A 16,855-nucleotide genomic window follows, 5' to 3' on the forward strand; every position below is an offset into this window, starting at 1 on the left:
GTCCTGCGATCGCCGTGTCCGAAGGCACTCCCATCAGCGCTGGGCCTCGATCTGGCGGCCGCTCGCCTCCGGTCGCTCCGCCCGCGCGGCGCGCGGCTCGGTGACCAGGCCGCCGTCCTGGACCTTGTACTGTCCGGCGACGATCACCCGCTCCCCGGGCTTCAGGTCCCCGCTCAGAACCTGCGTGCGGCCCGAATCCGACCGTCCGGCCTTGAGCGCGCGCTGATGCGCACGGTCGGAATCGTCCACCGCGAAGGCGAACAGGCCGTCTGGGCCGTGCTGGATCGCGTTGTCAGGAACCGTCGTGGCGACCGCTACGGTGCCGACCCGCATCTTGGTCGAGACCGACAGACCCGGCCACAGCGCGTGGTTCTTGTTCTCGTAGACCGCCTTCAGACGGATCGTGCCGGTCGCCGTGTCCACCTGGTTGTTGAACAGGGCGAGCTTCCCCTCCGCGAGCTTCGTGAGCCCGTCTGAGCTCCAGGCCTCGACCGGCACATCGCCCTTCCGCAGGGCAGTGGTGATCGCGGGAAGCTGATCTTCGGGCGCCGTGAAGACAACGAAGATCGGCTCGACCTGGGTGATCGTCACGATTGGCGTCTGGCCCGAGGCGTTGACGATGTTGCCGATATCGACTTGGCGGAAACCCGTGACGCCGTCGATCGGCGCCCGGATCGTGGCGTAGCCCAGCTGCGTCGCGGCGTTGTCGATCGCGGCCTGATCGGAGGCGACCTGCGCGGTGAGCTGGGCGACCAGAGCGGTCTGCGTCTCAGTCTGCTGGCGCGACGCGTAGGCACCCAGGCCCGTGTACCGGACGAGATCGGCTTTCGCGTTGTTGAGGTTCGCGGTGTCCTGCTCCTTCTTGGCCTTCGCCTGATCGTAGCTGGCCTGATAGGGGCGCGCATCGACTTGCACGAGGATATCGCCCTTGCGGACGGCTTGGCCCTCCCGGAAGGCGACCTGCTGGATTTCGCCGTCGACCCGCGTGCGCACCTGGACGGTGTTGTAGGCCTGGACCGTGCCGAGGCCGTTCGAGACCAGGGCGAACGGGCCCTGCTCGACCGTGCCGAGGGTGACGGGAACAGCTAGCGGCGCCGCGGCCTTCGGTTTCGCGACCGGCTCGTTCAGCCGCGTATAGCCGTAGGCGCCCCCTCCCGCAGCGGCGAGCAACAGTAGCATGAGGACGAACCCGCGTCCGCGCCGCGGAGCGCGCGCGGCTTGCGTCAGACCGTTTGGGCCGCGGAACGCCGGGCCGGAGTCCGGCCGAGATGCAGCGCGATCGTGCTCGTCCCCGCTCAGCATGCGTGCAGTTCCGCCCCGACGTCCGACCGGTCGATCGGTCGGGATAATTTTGCATTCAGTAGCATACAATGCGGAACGCCGACACCGATGCGATCCACCGATCCGAGTCGCAAATGGTCGATGGCGCAACTCCAACCGCTGAAAGCGGACGGTCGCTTCGGCTTGCCGGGATCCGTCCGCTTGCCGGCGCGCGCGCGCGCCGCCACAGAGGGATGCAGCCGCCGATCAGCGACGATCTCCGCCGATGCGGCGCCGAGCGGCTGCGGTTTCCGCAACGCGCTGGAGTGACCGGGATATCGCATGACCCCGACCCTGGAACTGGAAGGGCTGGACGAGTTGCGTTCGGCCCTGATCGAAGAGCGACAGATCATCGTGGCCTCGGTGCGCCGATTGCGCGAGATGCGCAGGCAGAAGGGCACCTTCGTCATGGGCGATGGAGCCGAGGCGGGCTCACGCCTGGTCGCCGTGCAACAGCAAATCGATGTGGTGGATGCCATTATCGCCACACTGACGAACGCCCAGACCTGACCTGCCTGAACCGGGCACCGTGCTCAGCTCAGCCGGCGCATCGTGCACGGTGCGGCGAGGCGGAGGTTTGGCACGGATCAGTGTCCGAGATGTTTCTACAGCAGAACGTCAAACGACGCCGGCAGTGTCGCGCGCCCGCCGATTGAGACCGTAAAGTCTGTAAAGAAAATGGGCAATTAGATCGAATGGAAATATCGGTCCATTCTGTCGAGATAGCTAAATCACAGCCGGACTATTTGCGCGTAGAGCCGCTCCGGACATGTCGCCGCGACTGTCTGATGCTCGCGATGTGGGAGAGATTGCACAGCTTACTTGCCGGCAGTGGCATCGCTGTCATGGGTGACGATCACAGCCGGTTGTTCAAGATCGACCGATCGGTGCCTGGACTGCTTGATCGATGTCCTGATACCGGGCCGCATCTCAAGGCGCGGGACTTTCAGGATGAACGCCTTCGATCAAACCGCATCGGTCAGCGACGGCGCGCATGCGGTCGATCCGCAGCACAGGTCCGACATCGAGGCCCTGTGGTTCGCCCTCGAGGCGGACAGGCGTGCGCAGGACGAGCGCTTGGCGCGCCTTCGAACCATGAAGCTGATCGGTGGCGAGGACGACGCGGCCTGATCAGTCTTCGCGCGCGCCGAGGTCGGGTGAGCGCGCGGCCAAAGCAAAGCCCACCGCCATCGCCATCGCTTCCGCCTGCGCGATCAGCATCGGATCGCCCGCGTCGCGCGCCGCCTGGAGCAGAGCGATTGCGTGGCGTCCGAGCCGCTGCTCAACCTCATCCGTCTCGGGCCACCGGTAGCCGGTGGCCCGGTCGCGTTGACGTCGGTCGGTCATGGGCGTGCATTCGGCATCGAGAGGGCCGCGATTGGCCTGAAGGGTGAGGACGCGGCGATCCAGGAATGCGTGTCGGTCACATCCGCGAACGAGCGCATCACCGCGCTGATCGAGCGATGGATGTCGGCGGCGGCGATGCCGTCCATGTCGTGGCTCGCGGACGCATCGGCGAGGAAGGTGACCTCCTGCCCCCGGTGGTAGCCGTCGACGGCGGTGGCGAGGCAGGCTGCCTCGCCGGCAAAGCCCGCGACGACGAGGGGCGGGCAGCCGCGCTCCATCACGTCGGCGAAGGCAGGGCTGGCGAAGCAGGAGGGCCGGTCGCGATCGAAGATCATGTCGCAGCCTTGCGGCTCGAACCCCTCGATCCATCGGGCGAAGCGCGTGCCGGCCTGGAACAGCGGGGCGCCGATCCAGCGCACATAGGCGACCTGGATCCCGCTCTCGCGCGCATGGTTGAGGGCGAGGCGGCAATTCTCCAGGGCCGGGGCGATCTCCGGCAGGGCGAGCGGCCGCCCCGCGACCTCATATTCCTGCTGCATGTCGACCAGCACCAGGATGGGCACGCTGCGCGGCCGGCGATACAGCGCGGGATTCATCGGGCGGATCATCGCGCTGCCGCCCTCTGATCCACGGAGGGCCGGGTGACCGCCCGCGTCCGTGAGCGATCGAGGGCGCCGGCCCGGTGCCAGCGGCCCTCGGGGCGGATGATGACGTAAGGATCGACGCCGATCCCGATCGCCTGCGGATGCGGTTCGGCCTCCATCAGCATCTCGACATAGTCGAAATCCGAGAACACCAGTTCCTGGGCGCCCTCGAACACCCGGAAGCCGAAGCGGCTCCAGAAGCCGACGAGGCGCTTCTGCGCGTGTCCGTACAGGCGCCGATAGCCCTTCACCCGCGCGAGTTCGATCCCGGCCCGGACGAGCGCGAAGGCCATGCGCGTGTTGCGATGCTCCGCCCGCACGGCCAGACGTTCGATCTTGGCGAAATCGGCGAAGAAGCGGATCCGCAGGCAACCCGCGGGCTCGTCACCGATGTAGCCGATCAGGTGCGTGGCCGAGAGATCGTTGCCGTCGAATTCCTCCTCGTACGGGCAGGCCTGCTCCGCCATGTACACCGCGGCGCGCAGGGCGATGACGCGGGAGAGATCCTCCATGCTGCGCGCGACCGCGACGCTCGGCCCGGTCCCGCCGGGCCGGTGGCTGTCGTAAGGCGGCAGCCGCTCGGCGGGCTTCGACCGGCGGAACATGTAGAGCCCGGATGCGCGCTGGCCGTTCCAGGAAGCGCCTTTGGTGAAGCCCATCCCGGCAAGGTAGTCGGCACCCTCGGCCGTCGCGGCGCGCGCATAGAGGTCGACCTCACCGCATAGGGGCGTGGAGATCCGCTGGAGCATCAGGGCGACAGCCGCGGCAAGCCGCCCGCGGGCATGGATCACCCAGAGATAGATGCCAGCCGGCCGCTCGTGTTGCCGGGCGATGAACCGCGTATCCGGATCGCTCGCGTCGAAAGTGCCAGAGAGGAGCGCAGCCATCCCGGCTTCGTTCAGCGGGAGGATCGCCGTCAGGCCCTCGCCCCTCGGTGACAGCGAATCGTAGTGCTCGCGCCGGGCGATCGCGAAGACCGTATCGGGGTTGGCTGTCATGACGCGGCGGACCACCGAGACGTCCGCGACGCCGGGAAGCGCGCGCCGTGTCTCGTCCAAGAGGCGTTCGAGATCGGCCGGCATCGGCGTGAACAGCACGAGGTGGCGCGCCAGCCGTGCGGATCTCAGGTCGATGATGTCGTGCCGTGTGGCGCGTCCATCATCGAAATCCGGTGCGGTATCGGGCGGAGTCACATGGACGGTCATCGCGTCGGTTTCCGCGCTTCATTGCGAATGACGACCGGCTTCGCATGGCCGAAGACCTGCGTCTGTGCAAAAAATGAAGTATGGGGGTCTCACAGATGGAACACGTCCCTGTGCTCGATACCGGTATGCCGGATTGGCAGGACCTAAGGCTTTTTCTGGAGCTCGACCGGCGGGGCAGCTTTCGCGCTGCCGCCAACGTCGTGGGCCTCTCCATCAACACCCTGCGCCGCAGGATCGACGATCTGGAGGCTCGGCTCGGCATGACGCTGCTGACTCGCCATGCCGACGGGATCCGGCTGACTGCGGAGGGCGAGAGCATTCTGGCGGCGACGCAATCGATGGAGGCGGCCGCCTACTCGGTCCTGCGCGCCCGGGATGCGGTCTCGGCCACACCGGCCGGCGAGGTGCGCATCGCGGTCACCGAGGGGCTTGGAACCTTCTGGCTCGCGCCGCGGCTCGTCGAGTTCCAGCGGGCAAATCCGCGGCTCGTCGTCGATCTGCGCTGCACGATGGACCCCGCAGACGTCGCGCGGCTCGAAGCGGAGATCGCGGTCCAGCTGGTCCGGCCGGTCAATCCGGACCTGAAGGTGGTCAAGCTCGGGCGGCTGCACGTGATGGCCTTCGCGGCCCGGAGCTATCTCGACATCTACGGTGTGCCGGCCAGCATTGAGGATGCGGCGCGGCACCGGATCGTGCTCCAGGTGTCGGGGCAGACGGTGAGCATGGCCGAATATGACCGGCATACGCCGGGCATGCCGCAATCGGGCTACGTGACGCTCAAGACGAACGTCAGCAGCGCCCATTACTGGTCGGTGGCCAACGGCGCCGGAATCGGCTGGCTGCCGACCTACGCATCGGCGATCGGCGCTCGATTGGTTCCGATCGATGGTCTCGTTCAGCTGGGCTTCGATATCTGGCTGACCTACCACCCGGATGCCGAGCGGATCGATCGGGTGCGCCGGGCGATCGACTGGATCCGCGCCAGCTTCGATCCGGTCCGGTATCCCTGGTTTCGCGATACCTTCATCCACCCGCGGGATCTCCCGGCAGCGATCAAGGGCGGCGCTGCCGCCGACTTGTTCGGCGGGTTCGCCGGAATGGAACGGTAACGCGCGGTTTCGGCAACCTTGACCGCGCGGCGCGCATGATCCTTGCTCCCACGGCCGCAACGACGAGGTCTGCCGTGCTGCTGACGCCCCGCGAAAAGGACAAGCTGCTTATCGCCATGGCGGCGCAAGTGGCACGGAACCGTTTGGCGCGCGGCGTCAAGCTCAACCATCCCGAGGCCGTGGCGCTGATCACCGACTTCGTGGTCGAGGGCGCGCGGGACGGCCGAACCGTGGCGGAGCTGATGCAGGCCGGTGCAACCGTGATCACGGCAGACCAAGTGATGGCGGGCGTCCCCGAGATGATCCACGACATCCAGGTCGAGGCCACCTTCCCGGACGGCACGAAGCTCGTCACCGTCCATCACCCGATCCGCGGCGCGGCCTCCGCCGATGTGCCGGGTGCGGTGACGACCCAGCCCGGCGAGATCGTGTTCAACGCGGGTGCCGAGCGGACCGTCCTCGAAGTCGCCAATGTCGGGGACCGGCCGATCCAGGTCGGCTCGCACTACCATTTCTTCGAGGTCAATCCGGGCCTCGTATTCGAGCGCGCGCAGGCCCGCGGCAAGCGCCTCGATATCGCGCCGGGCACCGCCGTGCGCTTCGAACCGGGATCCACCCGGGAAGTCGCGCTGGTGCCGCTCTCCGGCGGACGCACCGTCTACGGGTTCCGCGGCGACGTGATGGGCAAGCTCTGACCATGGCCAACACGCCGAAGCCCGCGAGCCTGCCGCGCGCCGCCTACGCCGACATGTTCGGCCCCACGGTCGGCGACCGCATCCGCCTCGCCGACACCAGCCTGGAGATCACGGTCGAACGGGATTTCACCACCTACGGCGAGGAAGTGAAGTTCGGCGGCGGCAAGGTCATCCGCGACGGCATGGGCCAGAGCCAGACGACGAATGCCGGCGGCGCGGTCGACACGGTCATCACCAACGCCGTCGTGCTCGACCATTGGGGCATCGTGAAGTGCGATGTCGGAATCGTCCGCGGCCGGATCTTCAGGCTCGGCAAGGCCGGCAACCCGGACGTCCAGCCCGGAGTCGATATCGTGGTCGGTCCAGGCACCGAGGTGATCGCCGGCGAGGGCAAGATCCTGACCGCCGGCGGCTTCGACAGCCACATCCACTTCATCTGCCCGCAGCAGATCGAGGAGGCGCTGTGCTCGGGCGTGACCACGATGCTCGGCGGCGGCACCGGGCCCGCGCACGGCACCTTCGCCACCACCTGCACGCCCGGCCCCTGGCACATTGCCCGGATGATCGAGGCGGCCGACGCCTTCCCGATGAATCTTGCCTTCGCCGGCAAAGGCAACGCGTCGCGGCCGGACAGCCTCGTCGAGATGGTCCGGGCCGGCGCCTGCGCGCTGAAGCTGCACGAGGACTGGGGCACGACACCGGCCGCGATCGACACCTGCCTGTCGGTGGCCGATGCCCACGACATCCAGGTCATGATCCACACCGACACGCTCAATGAATCGGGCTTCGTCGAGGACACGATCGCGGCGTTCAAGGGCCGGACCATCCATGCCTTCCACACGGAAGGCGCCGGCGGCGGCCACGCGCCCGACATCATCAAGGTGGCCGGGCTACCGAACGTGCTCCCATCCTCCACCAACCCGACACGGCCCTACACGCGCAACACGATCGACGAGCATCTCGACATGCTCATGGTCTGCCACCATCTCGACCCGTCGATCCCGGAAGACCTCGCCTTCGCGGAGAGCCGGATCCGGCGCGAGACGATCGCGGCCGAGGATATCCTGCACGATATCGGCGCGCTCTCGATGATGTCGTCCGACAGCCAGGCCATGGGCCGGGTCGGCGAGGTCGTGATCCGCACGTGGCAGACCGCCGACAAGATGAAGCGCCAGCGGGGCGCGCTGCCGGGCGACGCGTCCGGCACCGATAACCTGCGGGCCCGCCGCTACGTCGCCAAGTACACGATCAACCCCGCAATCGCGCACGGCATCTCCCGGCACATCGGCTCGGTGGAACCCGGCAAGCTCGCCGACCTCGTGCTGTGGACGCCGGCCTTCTTCGGCGTGAAGCCGGACTTGGTGCTCAAGGGCGGCAGCATCGCGGCCGCACCGATGGGCGATCCGAACGCCTCGATCCCGACGCCGCAGCCGGTGCATTATCGGCCCATGTTCGGCGCCTACGGCCGCGTGCCCTTCGCCACGGCCCTCACCTTCGTGTCGAAGGCCGCGGTCGACGATGGCCTGCGCGCGCGGCTCGGCGTGCAGAAGGAACTCGTCGCGGTCGAGAACGTCCGCGGCGGCATCTCGAAGAAGAGCATGGTGCTGAACGACGCGACACCGGTCATCGAGGTCGATCCCGAGACCTACGACGTCCGCGCCGACGGCGAACTCCTGGTCTGCGAGCCGGCCGAGGTGTTGCCGATGGCGCAGCGCTACTTCCTGTTTTGAGGACGCGTATCCGATGATCCGCGCCACCCGCATCCTCCGCCGGGACGGCCTATCCGGCGGCGAGATCGTCGACCGCGTCGTTCTCGACCACGGCGACCGACATCGCCGCCGCGTCGCCATGCGCGGGCTCGGCGGCCTCGGATTCCTCCTCGATCTTCCGGAATCGACCATTCTCGACGATGGCGACGCCCTCATCCTCGAGGACGGCCGCCTCGTCTGGATCGAGGCGGCGCCTGAGCGCCTGCTGGAGATCCGTGCGCCGAACGATCACGCGCTCAAGCGCCTCATCTGGCACATCGGCAACCGGCACATCCCGGCCGAGATCGGCGCGGATGCCGTCTGGATCGCCTATGACCACGTGCTCGCCGAGATGGTCCGGGGTCTCGGAGGCAGCGCCGAGGCGGTGGAGCGCCCGTTCCGGCCCGAAGGCGGCGCCTATTCCGGTGGCCACGCGCACGGCCACGATCACCCGCATGACGACCGTCACCATCACCACCATGCCGACGGCTGAGACCCTCGACGCGCTCCGCCTGATGGCGTGGCTGTCGCCGGGCTATCCGGTGGGCGCCTACGCCTACTCGCACGGCCTGGAATGGGCCGTCGAGGCGGGCGACGTCCGCGACGAGGCGACCCTGTTGGCGTGGCTCGGCGACGTGTGCGCGCGCGGCGCGCTGCGCAATGACCTGATCCTCGCGGCCGAGACCCACAGGGCCGCGCGGCGCGGCGCCGCGCAGGCGGTCGCCGACCTGAACGACCTCGCCCTCGCCCTCGCCCCGTCACGCGAGTTGCATCTCGAGACAAGTCAGCAGGGGCGGAGCTTCCTCGATGCGACGCTCGGCGCATGGCCCGATCCGAATTTAGCGGCCCTCGCGGAGCATCTGCCGGGACCGATCGCCTATGCGGTTGCCGTCGGGGCTGCGGCCGGCACCCATGGTATGGCGCTCCCGCCTGTCCTTGCAGCTTACGGCTTGGCCTTCGTGCAGAACCTCGTGTCGGCGGCCCTTCGGGCGGCACCGGTCGGTCAGGCGGCCGGGACCCGGGTCATCGCCGCCCTGACCCCGCGGGTCGTGGCCCTCGCGGATGAAGCCCACGACGCGGATCTCGACGTCCTTGGCGCCGCCACCTTTCGGCTCGATCTCGGTTCTTTCCGGCACGAGACCCAGTATTCCCGCATCTTTCGATCCTGAGTGCGCAGCATGACCTCGTCGAACGGCCCTCTTCGCGTCGGGATCGGCGGACCCGTCGGGTCCGGCAAGACTGCCCTGATGGAGCAGCTCTGCAAGCGCTTCCGAGACCGCTACGAGATTTGCGCCATCACCAACGACATCTACACGAAGGAGGATGCCCGCATCCTCACCGTGGCCGGCGCCCTGCCCGAGGAGCGCATCCTCGGTGTCGAGACCGGCGGCTGTCCCCATACCGCGATCCGCGAGGACGCCTCGATCAACCTCGCGGCCGTCGCCGAGATGAACCGGCGCTTCCCGAAGCTCGATCTGGTGCTGATCGAATCCGGCGGGGATAACCTCGCGGCGACGTTCTCGCCGGAGCTCGCCGATATCACGCTCTACGTGATCGACGTGGCCGGGGGGGAGAAGATCCCGCGCAAGGGCGGTCCGGGCATCACCCGCTCCGACCTGCTAATCGTCAACAAGACCGATCTCGCGCCGCTGGTCGGCGCCGACCTGTCGGTCATGGAGGCCGATACGCAGCGGATGCGCGGCGCGCGTCCCTACGTCTTCGCGTCCCTGCGGTCCGGTGCCGGAGCGGACGCCGTGGCGCGCTTCGTCGAAGAGGCGGGCGGTCTCGGCCGCTGACGCGGACGGCCGAGACCGCCACGTCGCACTAGCGGCCGGCCTCGGCCGACCGTGAGCGCACCGAGGTCGTCGTCGGCACGCCCATCAGCGCGTCAAGACGGCTCATGCGCGCGCTGAAATCGTTCATCGCGTTCTGCCGCGCTTTGATCGCCGGATTGCTCTGGATCTTGGCGGACTGGGTCCTGACCTGCGCCCGTGTCGAGCGAGCCTCGGCTTGCGCCATCGGCAGGGCCAACAGCGCGGCCGCCGCCAGGATAGTCAGAGTGCGTGTCATGGCGAGGGTCCCTGATGGAGCCGCCACGCGGTCCGGCGACCACCCGAGATTATGTTCGCCTCAAGCTGGGCCGTGTGCGCCAGCGCACCGCGCGGCCACGCGCCGGTCGTAGCCGCCGCAGGCCCCGGTTCGATTGACAGCCGGCCATGACTGATTCAACCCGCGATATCGGACACCATAAACGGTATCGCGCATGCGAAATCTGCGGTGGCTCGCGGCCTTGCCCTTTATCGGCGTGCTGGTCGGCCCCTTCTTCCTGAACCGGGTCGAACCCTTCGTCCTCGGCCTTCCGCTGCTTCTGGCGTGGCTGGTGTTCTGTGTGCTCGGGACATCGGCCATCATGGCCCTGATCTATCTCACCGATCCTGAGAACCGTGCCCCGGAGGATCGGCGATGAGCATCGCGCTGATCATCGTGGCGGCCGGCTTCGTCCTGGCGATCGGCCTCGGGCTCTATGCCCGCCTCGGTCGGGAGATGGGTCTGGAGCAGTGGACGGTCGGCGGCCGCGGCTTCGGCACTGTCCTGGTCTTCCTGCTGATGGCCGGCGAGATCTACACCACTTTCACGTTCCTGGGCGGCTCCGGCATCGCCTACGACAAGGGCGGTCCGGCCTACTACATCCTCTGTTACCTGACCCTGGCCTACATCACCTCGTACTGGATGCTGCCGCCCGTCTGGCGCTACGCCAAGCAGCACGGCCTCTACACGCAGCCGGATTTCTTCGCGCGCAAGTACGGGAGCCGGGCGCTCGGGATCCTGGTGGCGCTGGTGGGGATCGTCGCCCTCGTTCCCTACCTGGTCCTCCAGTTCAAGGGCCTGGGCATCATCGTCTCGACCGCGTCCTACGGTGCGCTCTCCTCGACCAGCGCGGTCTGGATCGGCGCCGCGGCCCTGACGGCCTACGTGGTCGTCTCGGGCGTCCACGGTTCGGCCTGGACGGCGGTCATCAAGGACACGAGCATCCTCGTCTTGGTGATCTTTCTCGGGATCTACCTGCCCATCCATTATTACGGCGGCTATGAAGGCCTGTTCGGAGCGATCGAAGCCGCCAAGCCCGGCTTCCTGGCGTTGCCGGCGAAGGGCCAGAGCCCGACCTGGTTCTCGAGCACGGTCCTGCTCACCGCGCTGGGCGGCTACATGTGGCCGCACACCTTCGCGTCGCTGTACACGGCGCGGGAGCCCGCCGCCTTTCGGCGCAATGCCGTGATCCTGCCGATCTACCAGCTGATCAACCTCTTCGTGTTCATGATCGGCTTCACCGCCGTGCTGCAGGTGCCCGGCCTGACCGGGCCGGACGTCGATCTGTCCCTGTTCAAGCTCTCGCTCCAGAGCTTCCCGCCCTGGTTCATCGGGGTCATCGGCGCCACCGGCGTGCTCACCGCCCTCGTGCCCGGCTCGATGATCCTGATTGCCGGCGTGACGCTGATCGCCAACAACCTCGTCCGGCCGCTGCGGCCGGCCATGGACGATGCCGCGACGGCGCGGCTCTGCAAGATCCTCGTGCCGGTGCTGGCGCTGATCTGCGTCGGCTTCACCCTCAGCGGCGGCGACACGATCGTTCAGCTGCTGCTGATGGGCTACAACTTCGTGACCCAGCTGTTCCCCTGTTTCATCACGAGCCTGATGCGACGCAATCCGCTGGACCGGCGCGCAGCCATGGCCGGGATCGTCGCGGGTGTGGCCACGGTGGCGGTCACTGTCGTCAGCGGGTTCAGCCTTTCCAGTCTGCCTTTCCTGGGGCCGCTTCAGGACGTCAATGTCGGCATCGTGGCGCTGGTGGTGAATCTGCTGGTGACCGCAGCGGTGACGCAGGCGACCCGCGCCCGATCGACGGCGCGGGCGCGGGCGGCGGAGTGAGACGGCTTCCCGGTCGACAGATAGTCACCGTCATCAAGAGCGCCGCGAATTGACCCGGGGCAGCGCGACCCCTCAATGACCGCGGCGCGACACTGGATTGCTTCGCTCCGCGCTCAGCGACGACACCCGCGCGGAATCGTCGGTTCTGGCCCCGCGTCGCTCGGATGGACCTCGCCCAGCCTGCGCGGATGTCAGGCTTGTCCGCGCCGGGCGGTCAGCCAGGAGGCCAGAAGTACGGCCGCACTTACGAGCCCGACCAGCAGCGTCGAGGCGGCGTTGATCTCGGGATTCACGCCGAGGCGAACCTGGCTGTAGAGCCGCATCGGCAGCGTCGTCGAGCCCGGGCCCGAGACGAAGCTCGCGATGACGAGGTCGTCGAGGGACAGGGTGAAGGCGAGGAGTGCGCCGGCCGCGACCGAGGGTGCCAGCAACGGCATGGTCACAGTCGTCAGCACATGGAACGGCGTCGCGCCGAGGTCGGCGGCCGCCTCCTCGAGAGACCGGTCGAGGCCCCGCAGCCGCGCCGCGACGACCACGGCGACGAACCCGGTGCAGAAGGTGGCGTGCGCGATGACGATCGTCAGGATGCCGCGATCCAGGCCGATGCCGATGAACATCAGCAGCAGCGACAGGCCGATCATCACCTCGGGCATCACGATCGGCCCGAAGACGAGGCCCGTAAACAGGGAACGGCCACGGAACCGGCCGTGCCGCTCAAGGACCAGGGCCGCCAGTGTGCCGAGGAGTGTCGCGACGAGGCTCGACAGGATCGCGACCTTCAACGAGACCCAGGCCGCTGCAAGCAGGGGCGCGTCGGAGAACAGCGCGCCGTACCAGCGGCCGGAAAAGCCGCCCCATACCGTGACGAGGGGCGACGCGTTGAACGAGTAGCCGATCAGCACCAGGATCGGAGCGTAGAGGAAGCAGAGCCCGGCCACGAGGGCAGTGCGCGTGACCCAGGTCATGGCCCCCCGACCTCGCTTTCGCCGGCACGCAGGCTGTCGCGGAACAGGATGACCGGTCCGATGACGATGAGCAGGATCAGCACGGCGACCGCCGAGGCGAGCGGCCAGTCGCGGTTCGAGAAGAACTCGCTCCACAGCACCCGGCCGAGCATCAGGGTCTCGGAGCCGCCGAGCAGATCCGGGATCACGAACTCGCCGACCATCGGGATGAAGCACAGGCCGGCGCCGGCCGCGATGCCGGGTAGGCTGAGCGGCAGGGTGACGCTCCAGAACACCCGCGTCGGCGACGCGCCGAGATCAGCAGCGGCTTCGCGAAGGGTGGGATCGAGGCGGTTCATCACCGCGTAGAGCGGCAGCACCATGAACGGCAGGTAGGCGTAGACGAGGCCAATGATCACCGCCGCATCCGTGTTGAGGATCGTCAGCGGCTCGGCGATCAGGCCAGAGCGGAGGAGAACGAGATTGAGCAGACCCTCCGGCTTGAGGATCGCGATCCAGGCGTAGATGCGGATCAGGAAGCTCGTCCAGAACGGCACGACCACCAGGGCGACGAGGAGCGGCTGCCAGCGCGACGGTGCCCGCGCGAGGGCGTAGGCGAGCGGTGTGCCGAGCGCCACGAGGATCAGGCTGGCGAAGGCCGCATAGCTGAGCGAGCCCAGCGCGGCATCGCGATAGAGCGGGTCGAGATAGAGCGTCGCGTAATTGTCGAGGTTCAGGGCTTCGAGAAAGGTCGACCAGCCTTCGATTCCGGCTCGCCAGTCGAGCAGCGGCAGGTAGGGCGGGATTGCGGTGGCCGGCTCGGACAGGCTGATCTTCAGCGTGATCGCGAAGGGCAGGAGAAAGAACACCGACAGCCAGACGAGGGGCGGCAGGCGGACGATCCGTTCGAACACGGTGCGGGGTCTGCCGTTCATGACGGCGGCGCGCCGGATGCGGAAGACCGGATTGCAACGGGCCACTCGCGCCTGATCACCGACGCGCTCATGCGGGCAGGATCACCGCGTCCCCGGCCGAGAAGCCGGCGCGCGCGTCCGAACCGACCGGGTGGCCCGCCTCCGCAGGTCGACCGCTGGCCCGCAGGGTCGTGCCGTCCGGCATGCGCAAAGTCCGGCGCAGACGGTCGCCCAGAAACGTCGCGTCCGCGACCACGACCGGCAGCCCCTCCGGCCCCCCGAGAACGACGTCCTCCGGCCGGACGGCGACCACCACCGCGGCGTCGTCCGCAAGCGGCGCTCGGGCGATTCCGTGCACCATGCCGTAGGCCGTCTGGACCGCGCGGGTGCCGTCGGGCCCCTCGGGGCCGAGCGTGCCGGCGATGAGGTTCACGTCGCCGAGCAATCCGGCCACGAAGCGGCTGGCCGGCCGGCGGTAGAGTTCCGCGGGCGGGCCGACCTGGACGAGCCGGCCCGCCTCCATGACGCCGATCCGGTCGGCGAGCATCATCGCCTCCTCGGGATCATGGGTCACGACCACGAAAGCGGTGCCCAGGCGTCGCTGCACGGACCGCAACTCGCCCTGGGTCTCCTCACGCAGGCCGCGGTCCAGGGCGCCGAGAGGCTCGTCGAGGAGCAGCACCTTGGGCTCACGGGCGAGCGCCCGGGCCAGGGCAACGCGCTGCCGCTGACCGCCCGAGAGGGTCTCGGGACGGCGGCTGCCAAAGCCGTCGAGGCGGACGAGGCGCAGCAGATCCGCCACCCGCGTCGCGGCTGCATGCCGACCCAACCCCTTCAGACCGTAGGCGATATTGGCCGCCACGCTCATGTGCGGGAACAGCGCGTAGGACTGGAACATCATGTTCACCGGGCGACGATGCGGCGGCAGCCCGGTGAGGTCCTGGTCGCCGAGGCAGATGCGACCGTCCGTCGGCGCCTCGAAGCCCGCGATCATGCGCAGGAGAGTACTCTTCCCGCAGCCGGACGGCCCCAGCAGGCAGAAGAACTCCCCGGGCTCGAGGTCGAGCGTCACCGCGTCGACGGCGTGATGGGTGCCGAAGCGCTTGCTCAGCTCCTGAAGCCGCAGGCGCGGCGCCGGCGCACCCGACAAGGGATCAGGAATCCTCGCGCAGCGCCTCGGCGACGCGCGCTTCGAGGAGGTCCGGCCGGCGCAGGACCAGCGCGCCGCGGGTTCTGTCGACCAGTCCTTCCGCGGCCATGGCGGTGAATTCCCGGGTGACCTGCTCGCGGCGGCAGCCGATCCGGGCTGCGAGGACATGGTGGTAGGGCGGCGGCGAGACGACGCGCTCGCCGGAGGCGCCAGTGCGCGGGACCGAGAGGCGCAGCAATTCGGCATAGAGGCGGTGCTTGAGGTCGAGCAGCGCGTGCTCCATCAGCCGGGTGTTCAGCTCGCGCACGCGCTTGGCAAGCAACCGGAACAGCCGGTCCGCGATCGCTTCCGAGGCGAAGACCATTTGCCGGAACACCGCGGCCGGAACGACGCAGACCTCACCGCGGGTCAGCGCCGTGACATTGGCCGAGCGGCCGATCCCGTCGATGGCCGCCAGCTCGCCGAAAAAGGCGCCGCCCCGCATCTCGCCGAGGATCACTTCCTTGCCCGACTGGGTCCGGTTCAGGATGCGGACTTCGCCGGTGGCGATGAAATAGACGTCGGTGGAGATGTCGTCGAAGTCGACGAGGACTTCGTTCTCGTCGAAACGCCGCCAATGGCAGCGGGCCTCATAGGTGCTGAGCTCGATGCCCGGATCCTTGAAGAAGGGTATCGTCCCCAACCGCGCCATCGATCGTGTTCCCTCAACTCCGGCCTCCGTCCCTGCCCTGACGGGTGCTGGCTAGCAGATCGGGGGACGGGAGCAGCCCGCACAGCGAAGCCAACATCGCAAAGGCGATGCTCGATCGATTGGGCAGAGGTGATCGTGACCGTCGCGCGCTGGCCGGTCAAGCCGCGCGCGGTTGAACAGGAGTTTATTAGCGTGGATCAGGTATCAGGGCTAAATGCCTGACCCGCTGCGGCGGGCCTTTTTTATGCACCGAGACGTTAAAGTTGAGCACACGGACCGCGACCCGGTCGACACGACGGCGCCGCGCCTGCAGGCCACGCTGGCCGCTCCGTTCGAGCGCTCCGGTTGCAGCCTGCATTCCGGTCGGCACGCGACCGTACGCGTCAGCCCGGCGCCGGCAGACCACGGCATCGTGTTCCGACGCCGCCTGAAGGATGGGCGAGTCGTGGAGGTGCCGGCGCAATGGCAATTCCGCGAGTCCCAGCCGCTCTCCTCGGCGCTCCGGCGCGACGGCGTTCTGGTCCGGACGATCGAGCATCTGATGGCTGCGCTGAGCGCGCTGCGCATCGATAACGTCATCGCCGAAATCGATGCGGACGAACTGCCGATCTTCGACGGCAGCGCCGCACCGTGGTGCGAAGCGATCCGGGCCGCGCGACGGAGCGAGCAGGGACGACCGTGCCGGGTGATCCGGGTCCAGCGTGCCGTTGCGGTGGAACACGGCGAGCGTCGCCTGGAGGTCAGGCCCGGTGCCGGCCTTCACGTGACCGGCCACATCGCGCTGGCGCATTTCGGATCGATCGACTGGTCGGGTGCCATCACGCCGGACAGCTTCGAGCGCGAGATCGCACCCGCGCGCAGCTTCGGCCGATACGTCCGGGCCATGGCCGGGCGGGCCTACGGCTACATGATGCAGAACGACTTTCTGCAGGGCGTATCGCCCCGTTCGGCGGCGCTGCTGGTGCGCGGCCGGGTGCTCGGTGGGATGCGCATGCCGGGAGAGCCGGTCCGACATCGCATTCTGGATCTCATCGGCGATCTCGCCCTGGCGGGTCATCCGATCGAGGGACGGATCACCGCGTTTCATACGGGGCATGAGCTGAACCATGCCCTGGTCGCGGCCTTAATGCGCGACACCACGGCCTGGGTTCTGGGCTGACC

General features: G+C 68.2%; 20 protein-coding genes. 11 read left to right on the plus strand and 9 right to left on the minus strand.

The features are described 5' to 3' along the window. Positions 1-33: 33 nt before the first annotated feature. Positions 34-1,179, minus strand: a complete 1,146-nt coding sequence (locus JOE48_RS07590) for an efflux RND transporter periplasmic adaptor subunit (protein WP_409518568.1) — start codon at positions 1,177-1,179, stop codon at positions 34-36. A gap of 423 nt (positions 1,180-1,602) precedes the next feature. Between JOE48_RS07590 and JOE48_RS07595 the strand changes: the two genes are divergently transcribed. Further along, the gene (locus JOE48_RS07595; RefSeq protein WP_210028996.1) at positions 1,603-1,830 is read left to right on the plus strand and encodes an HOOK family protein; all 228 of its coding nucleotides are present in this window, start codon (positions 1,603-1,605) and stop codon (positions 1,828-1,830) included. Positions 1,831-2,271: 441 nt separating this feature from the next. Beyond that, the gene (locus JOE48_RS07600; protein WP_210028997.1) at positions 2,272-2,451 is read left to right on the plus strand and encodes a hypothetical protein; all 180 of its coding nucleotides are present in this window, start codon (positions 2,272-2,274) and stop codon (positions 2,449-2,451) included. Here JOE48_RS07600 and JOE48_RS07605 read toward each other — a convergent pair whose 3' ends face one another. Genes JOE48_RS07605 through JOE48_RS31020 form a run of 3 tightly spaced genes read right to left on the minus strand, consistent with a single transcriptional unit; the run spans position 2,452 to position 4,516 of the window. Next, complete coding sequence (locus JOE48_RS07605; RefSeq protein ID WP_210028998.1) at positions 2,452-2,667, minus strand: hypothetical protein; 216 nt, start codon at positions 2,665-2,667, stop codon at positions 2,452-2,454. It abuts the gene before it with no gap. Next, positions 2,664-3,263, minus strand: coding sequence for a cysteine hydrolase family protein (locus JOE48_RS07610; protein WP_245252748.1), 600 nt, complete (start codon positions 3,261-3,263; stop codon positions 2,664-2,666). The genes JOE48_RS07605 and JOE48_RS07610 overlap by 4 nt, the downstream gene beginning before the upstream one ends. An 8-nt stretch (positions 3,264-3,271) precedes the next feature. Then, a complete protein-coding gene (locus tag JOE48_RS31020) occupies positions 3,272-4,516 on the minus strand; it encodes a GNAT family N-acetyltransferase (protein ID WP_210029000.1) in 1,245 nt (414 codons plus the stop codon). Between the two features lie 95 nt (positions 4,517-4,611). On the opposite strand from JOE48_RS31020, the gene JOE48_RS07620 reads away from it, so the two are divergent. The 6 genes from JOE48_RS07620 (at position 4,612) to ureG (ending at position 9,864) form a co-directional block, all read left to right on the plus strand. Further along, positions 4,612-5,625, plus strand: coding sequence for a LysR family transcriptional regulator (locus JOE48_RS07620; protein WP_210029001.1), 1,014 nt, complete (start codon positions 4,612-4,614; stop codon positions 5,623-5,625). A gap of 74 nt (positions 5,626-5,699) precedes the next feature. Beyond that, entirely contained in the window at positions 5,700-6,320 is a 621-nt protein-coding gene (locus tag JOE48_RS07625; protein ID WP_210029003.1) for an urease subunit gamma, read from the plus strand. 2 nt (positions 6,321-6,322) lie between these two features. Next, the gene (ureC, locus tag JOE48_RS07630; RefSeq protein WP_210029004.1) at positions 6,323-8,050 is read left to right on the plus strand and encodes an urease subunit alpha; all 1,728 of its coding nucleotides are present in this window, start codon (positions 6,323-6,325) and stop codon (positions 8,048-8,050) included. Between the two features lie 13 nt (positions 8,051-8,063). After that, on the plus strand, positions 8,064-8,561 hold the full coding sequence (locus JOE48_RS07635; protein ID WP_210029005.1) for an urease accessory protein UreE: 498 nt from the start codon (positions 8,064-8,066) through the stop codon (positions 8,559-8,561). Next, complete coding sequence (locus tag JOE48_RS07640; protein WP_245252750.1) at positions 8,524-9,237, plus strand: urease accessory protein UreF; 714 nt, start codon at positions 8,524-8,526, stop codon at positions 9,235-9,237. The genes JOE48_RS07635 and JOE48_RS07640 overlap by 38 nt, the downstream gene beginning before the upstream one ends. 9 nt (positions 9,238-9,246) lie before the next feature. Then, complete coding sequence (gene ureG, locus JOE48_RS07645) at positions 9,247-9,864, plus strand: urease accessory protein UreG (protein ID WP_210029006.1); 618 nt, start codon at positions 9,247-9,249, stop codon at positions 9,862-9,864. A gap of 28 nt (positions 9,865-9,892) precedes the next feature. Here the strand turns inward: ureG and JOE48_RS07650 are convergent, their stop codons facing one another. Continuing rightward, complete coding sequence (locus tag JOE48_RS07650) at positions 9,893-10,138, minus strand: hypothetical protein (RefSeq protein WP_210029007.1); 246 nt, start codon at positions 10,136-10,138, stop codon at positions 9,893-9,895. 193 nt (positions 10,139-10,331) lie between these two features. Here JOE48_RS07650 and JOE48_RS07655 point away from each other — a divergent pair, with 193 nt between their 5' ends. Then, a complete protein-coding gene (locus tag JOE48_RS07655) occupies positions 10,332-10,535 on the plus strand; it encodes a DUF3311 domain-containing protein (protein WP_210029008.1) in 204 nt (67 codons plus the stop codon). Then, positions 10,532-11,995 carry a sodium:solute symporter gene (locus JOE48_RS07660; protein ID WP_210029009.1) on the plus strand — a complete coding sequence of 488 codons (1,464 nt, stop codon included), beginning with the start codon at positions 10,532-10,534 and terminating at the stop codon, positions 11,993-11,995. The genes JOE48_RS07655 and JOE48_RS07660 overlap by 4 nt, the downstream gene beginning before the upstream one ends. Positions 11,996-12,186: 191 nt before the next feature. On the opposite strand, the gene JOE48_RS07665 is transcribed toward JOE48_RS07660, so the two are convergent. The 4 genes from JOE48_RS07665 to JOE48_RS07680 form a co-directional block, all read right to left on the minus strand. After that, positions 12,187-12,960, minus strand: coding sequence for an ABC transporter permease (locus JOE48_RS07665; protein WP_210029010.1), 774 nt, complete (start codon positions 12,958-12,960; stop codon positions 12,187-12,189). Continuing rightward, the gene (locus JOE48_RS07670; RefSeq protein WP_210029011.1) at positions 12,957-13,874 is read right to left on the minus strand and encodes an ABC transporter permease; all 918 of its coding nucleotides are present in this window, start codon (positions 13,872-13,874) and stop codon (positions 12,957-12,959) included. The genes JOE48_RS07665 and JOE48_RS07670 overlap by 4 nt, the downstream gene beginning before the upstream one ends. Before the next feature lie 67 nt (positions 13,875-13,941). Then, a complete protein-coding gene (locus JOE48_RS31200; RefSeq protein ID WP_210029013.1) occupies positions 13,942-15,003 on the minus strand; it encodes an ABC transporter ATP-binding protein in 1,062 nt (353 codons plus the stop codon). A gap of 4 nt (positions 15,004-15,007) precedes the next feature. Continuing rightward, on the minus strand, positions 15,008-15,694 hold the full coding sequence (locus JOE48_RS07680; protein ID WP_192707616.1) for a Crp/Fnr family transcriptional regulator: 687 nt from the start codon (positions 15,692-15,694) through the stop codon (positions 15,008-15,010). 244 nt (positions 15,695-15,938) lie between these two features. Between JOE48_RS07680 and JOE48_RS07685 the strand changes: the two genes are divergently transcribed. Then, positions 15,939-16,853, plus strand: coding sequence for a UDP-3-O-acyl-N-acetylglucosamine deacetylase (locus JOE48_RS07685; RefSeq protein ID WP_210029014.1), 915 nt, complete (start codon positions 15,939-15,941; stop codon positions 16,851-16,853). The last annotated feature ends 2 nt before the right edge of the window (positions 16,854-16,855 follow it).

This window comes from Methylobacterium sp. PvR107, from assembly GCF_017833295.1.
Lineage (GTDB): Bacteria > Pseudomonadota > Alphaproteobacteria > Rhizobiales > Beijerinckiaceae > Methylobacterium.

Bases quoted from the DNA above. Each gene is read 5' to 3' on its own strand.
- JOE48_RS07650 (WP_210029007.1), bottom strand. From the start codon at position 10,138: ATGACACGCACTCTGACTATCCTGGCGGCGGCCGCGCTGTTGGCCCTG.
- JOE48_RS07635 (WP_210029005.1), top strand. From the start codon at position 8,064: ATGATCCGCGCCACCCGCATCCTCCGCCGGGACGGCCTATCCGGCGGC.
- ureC (WP_210029004.1), top strand. From the start codon at position 6,323: ATGGCCAACACGCCGAAGCCCGCGAGCCTGCCGCGCGCCGCCTACGCC.
- JOE48_RS07595 (WP_210028996.1), top strand. From the start codon at position 1,603: ATGACCCCGACCCTGGAACTGGAAGGGCTGGACGAGTTGCGTTCGGCC.
- JOE48_RS07605 (WP_210028998.1), bottom strand. From the start codon at position 2,667: ATGACCGACCGACGTCAACGCGACCGGGCCACCGGCTACCGGTGGCCC.
- JOE48_RS07640 (WP_245252750.1), top strand. From the start codon at position 8,524: ATGACGACCGTCACCATCACCACCATGCCGACGGCTGAGACCCTCGAC.
- JOE48_RS07590 (WP_409518568.1), bottom strand. From the start codon at position 1,179: ATGCTACTGTTGCTCGCCGCTGCGGGAGGGGGCGCCTACGGCTATACG.
- JOE48_RS07610 (WP_245252748.1), bottom strand. From the start codon at position 3,263: ATGAATCCCGCGCTGTATCGCCGGCCGCGCAGCGTGCCCATCCTGGTG.
- ureG (WP_210029006.1), top strand. From the start codon at position 9,247: ATGACCTCGTCGAACGGCCCTCTTCGCGTCGGGATCGGCGGACCCGTC.
- JOE48_RS07670 (WP_210029011.1), bottom strand. From the start codon at position 13,874: ATGAACGGCAGACCCCGCACCGTGTTCGAACGGATCGTCCGCCTGCCG.
- JOE48_RS07665 (WP_210029010.1), bottom strand. From the start codon at position 12,960: ATGACCTGGGTCACGCGCACTGCCCTCGTGGCCGGGCTCTGCTTCCTC.
- JOE48_RS07680 (WP_192707616.1), bottom strand. From the start codon at position 15,694: ATGGCGCGGTTGGGGACGATACCCTTCTTCAAGGATCCGGGCATCGAG.
- JOE48_RS07655 (WP_210029008.1), top strand. From the start codon at position 10,332: ATGCGAAATCTGCGGTGGCTCGCGGCCTTGCCCTTTATCGGCGTGCTG.
- JOE48_RS07685 (WP_210029014.1), top strand. From the start codon at position 15,939: ATGCACCGAGACGTTAAAGTTGAGCACACGGACCGCGACCCGGTCGAC.
- JOE48_RS07620 (WP_210029001.1), top strand. From the start codon at position 4,612: ATGGAACACGTCCCTGTGCTCGATACCGGTATGCCGGATTGGCAGGAC.
- JOE48_RS31020 (WP_210029000.1), bottom strand. From the start codon at position 4,516: ATGACCGTCCATGTGACTCCGCCCGATACCGCACCGGATTTCGATGAT.
- JOE48_RS07600 (WP_210028997.1), top strand. From the start codon at position 2,272: ATGAACGCCTTCGATCAAACCGCATCGGTCAGCGACGGCGCGCATGCG.
- JOE48_RS07660 (WP_210029009.1), top strand. From the start codon at position 10,532: ATGAGCATCGCGCTGATCATCGTGGCGGCCGGCTTCGTCCTGGCGATC.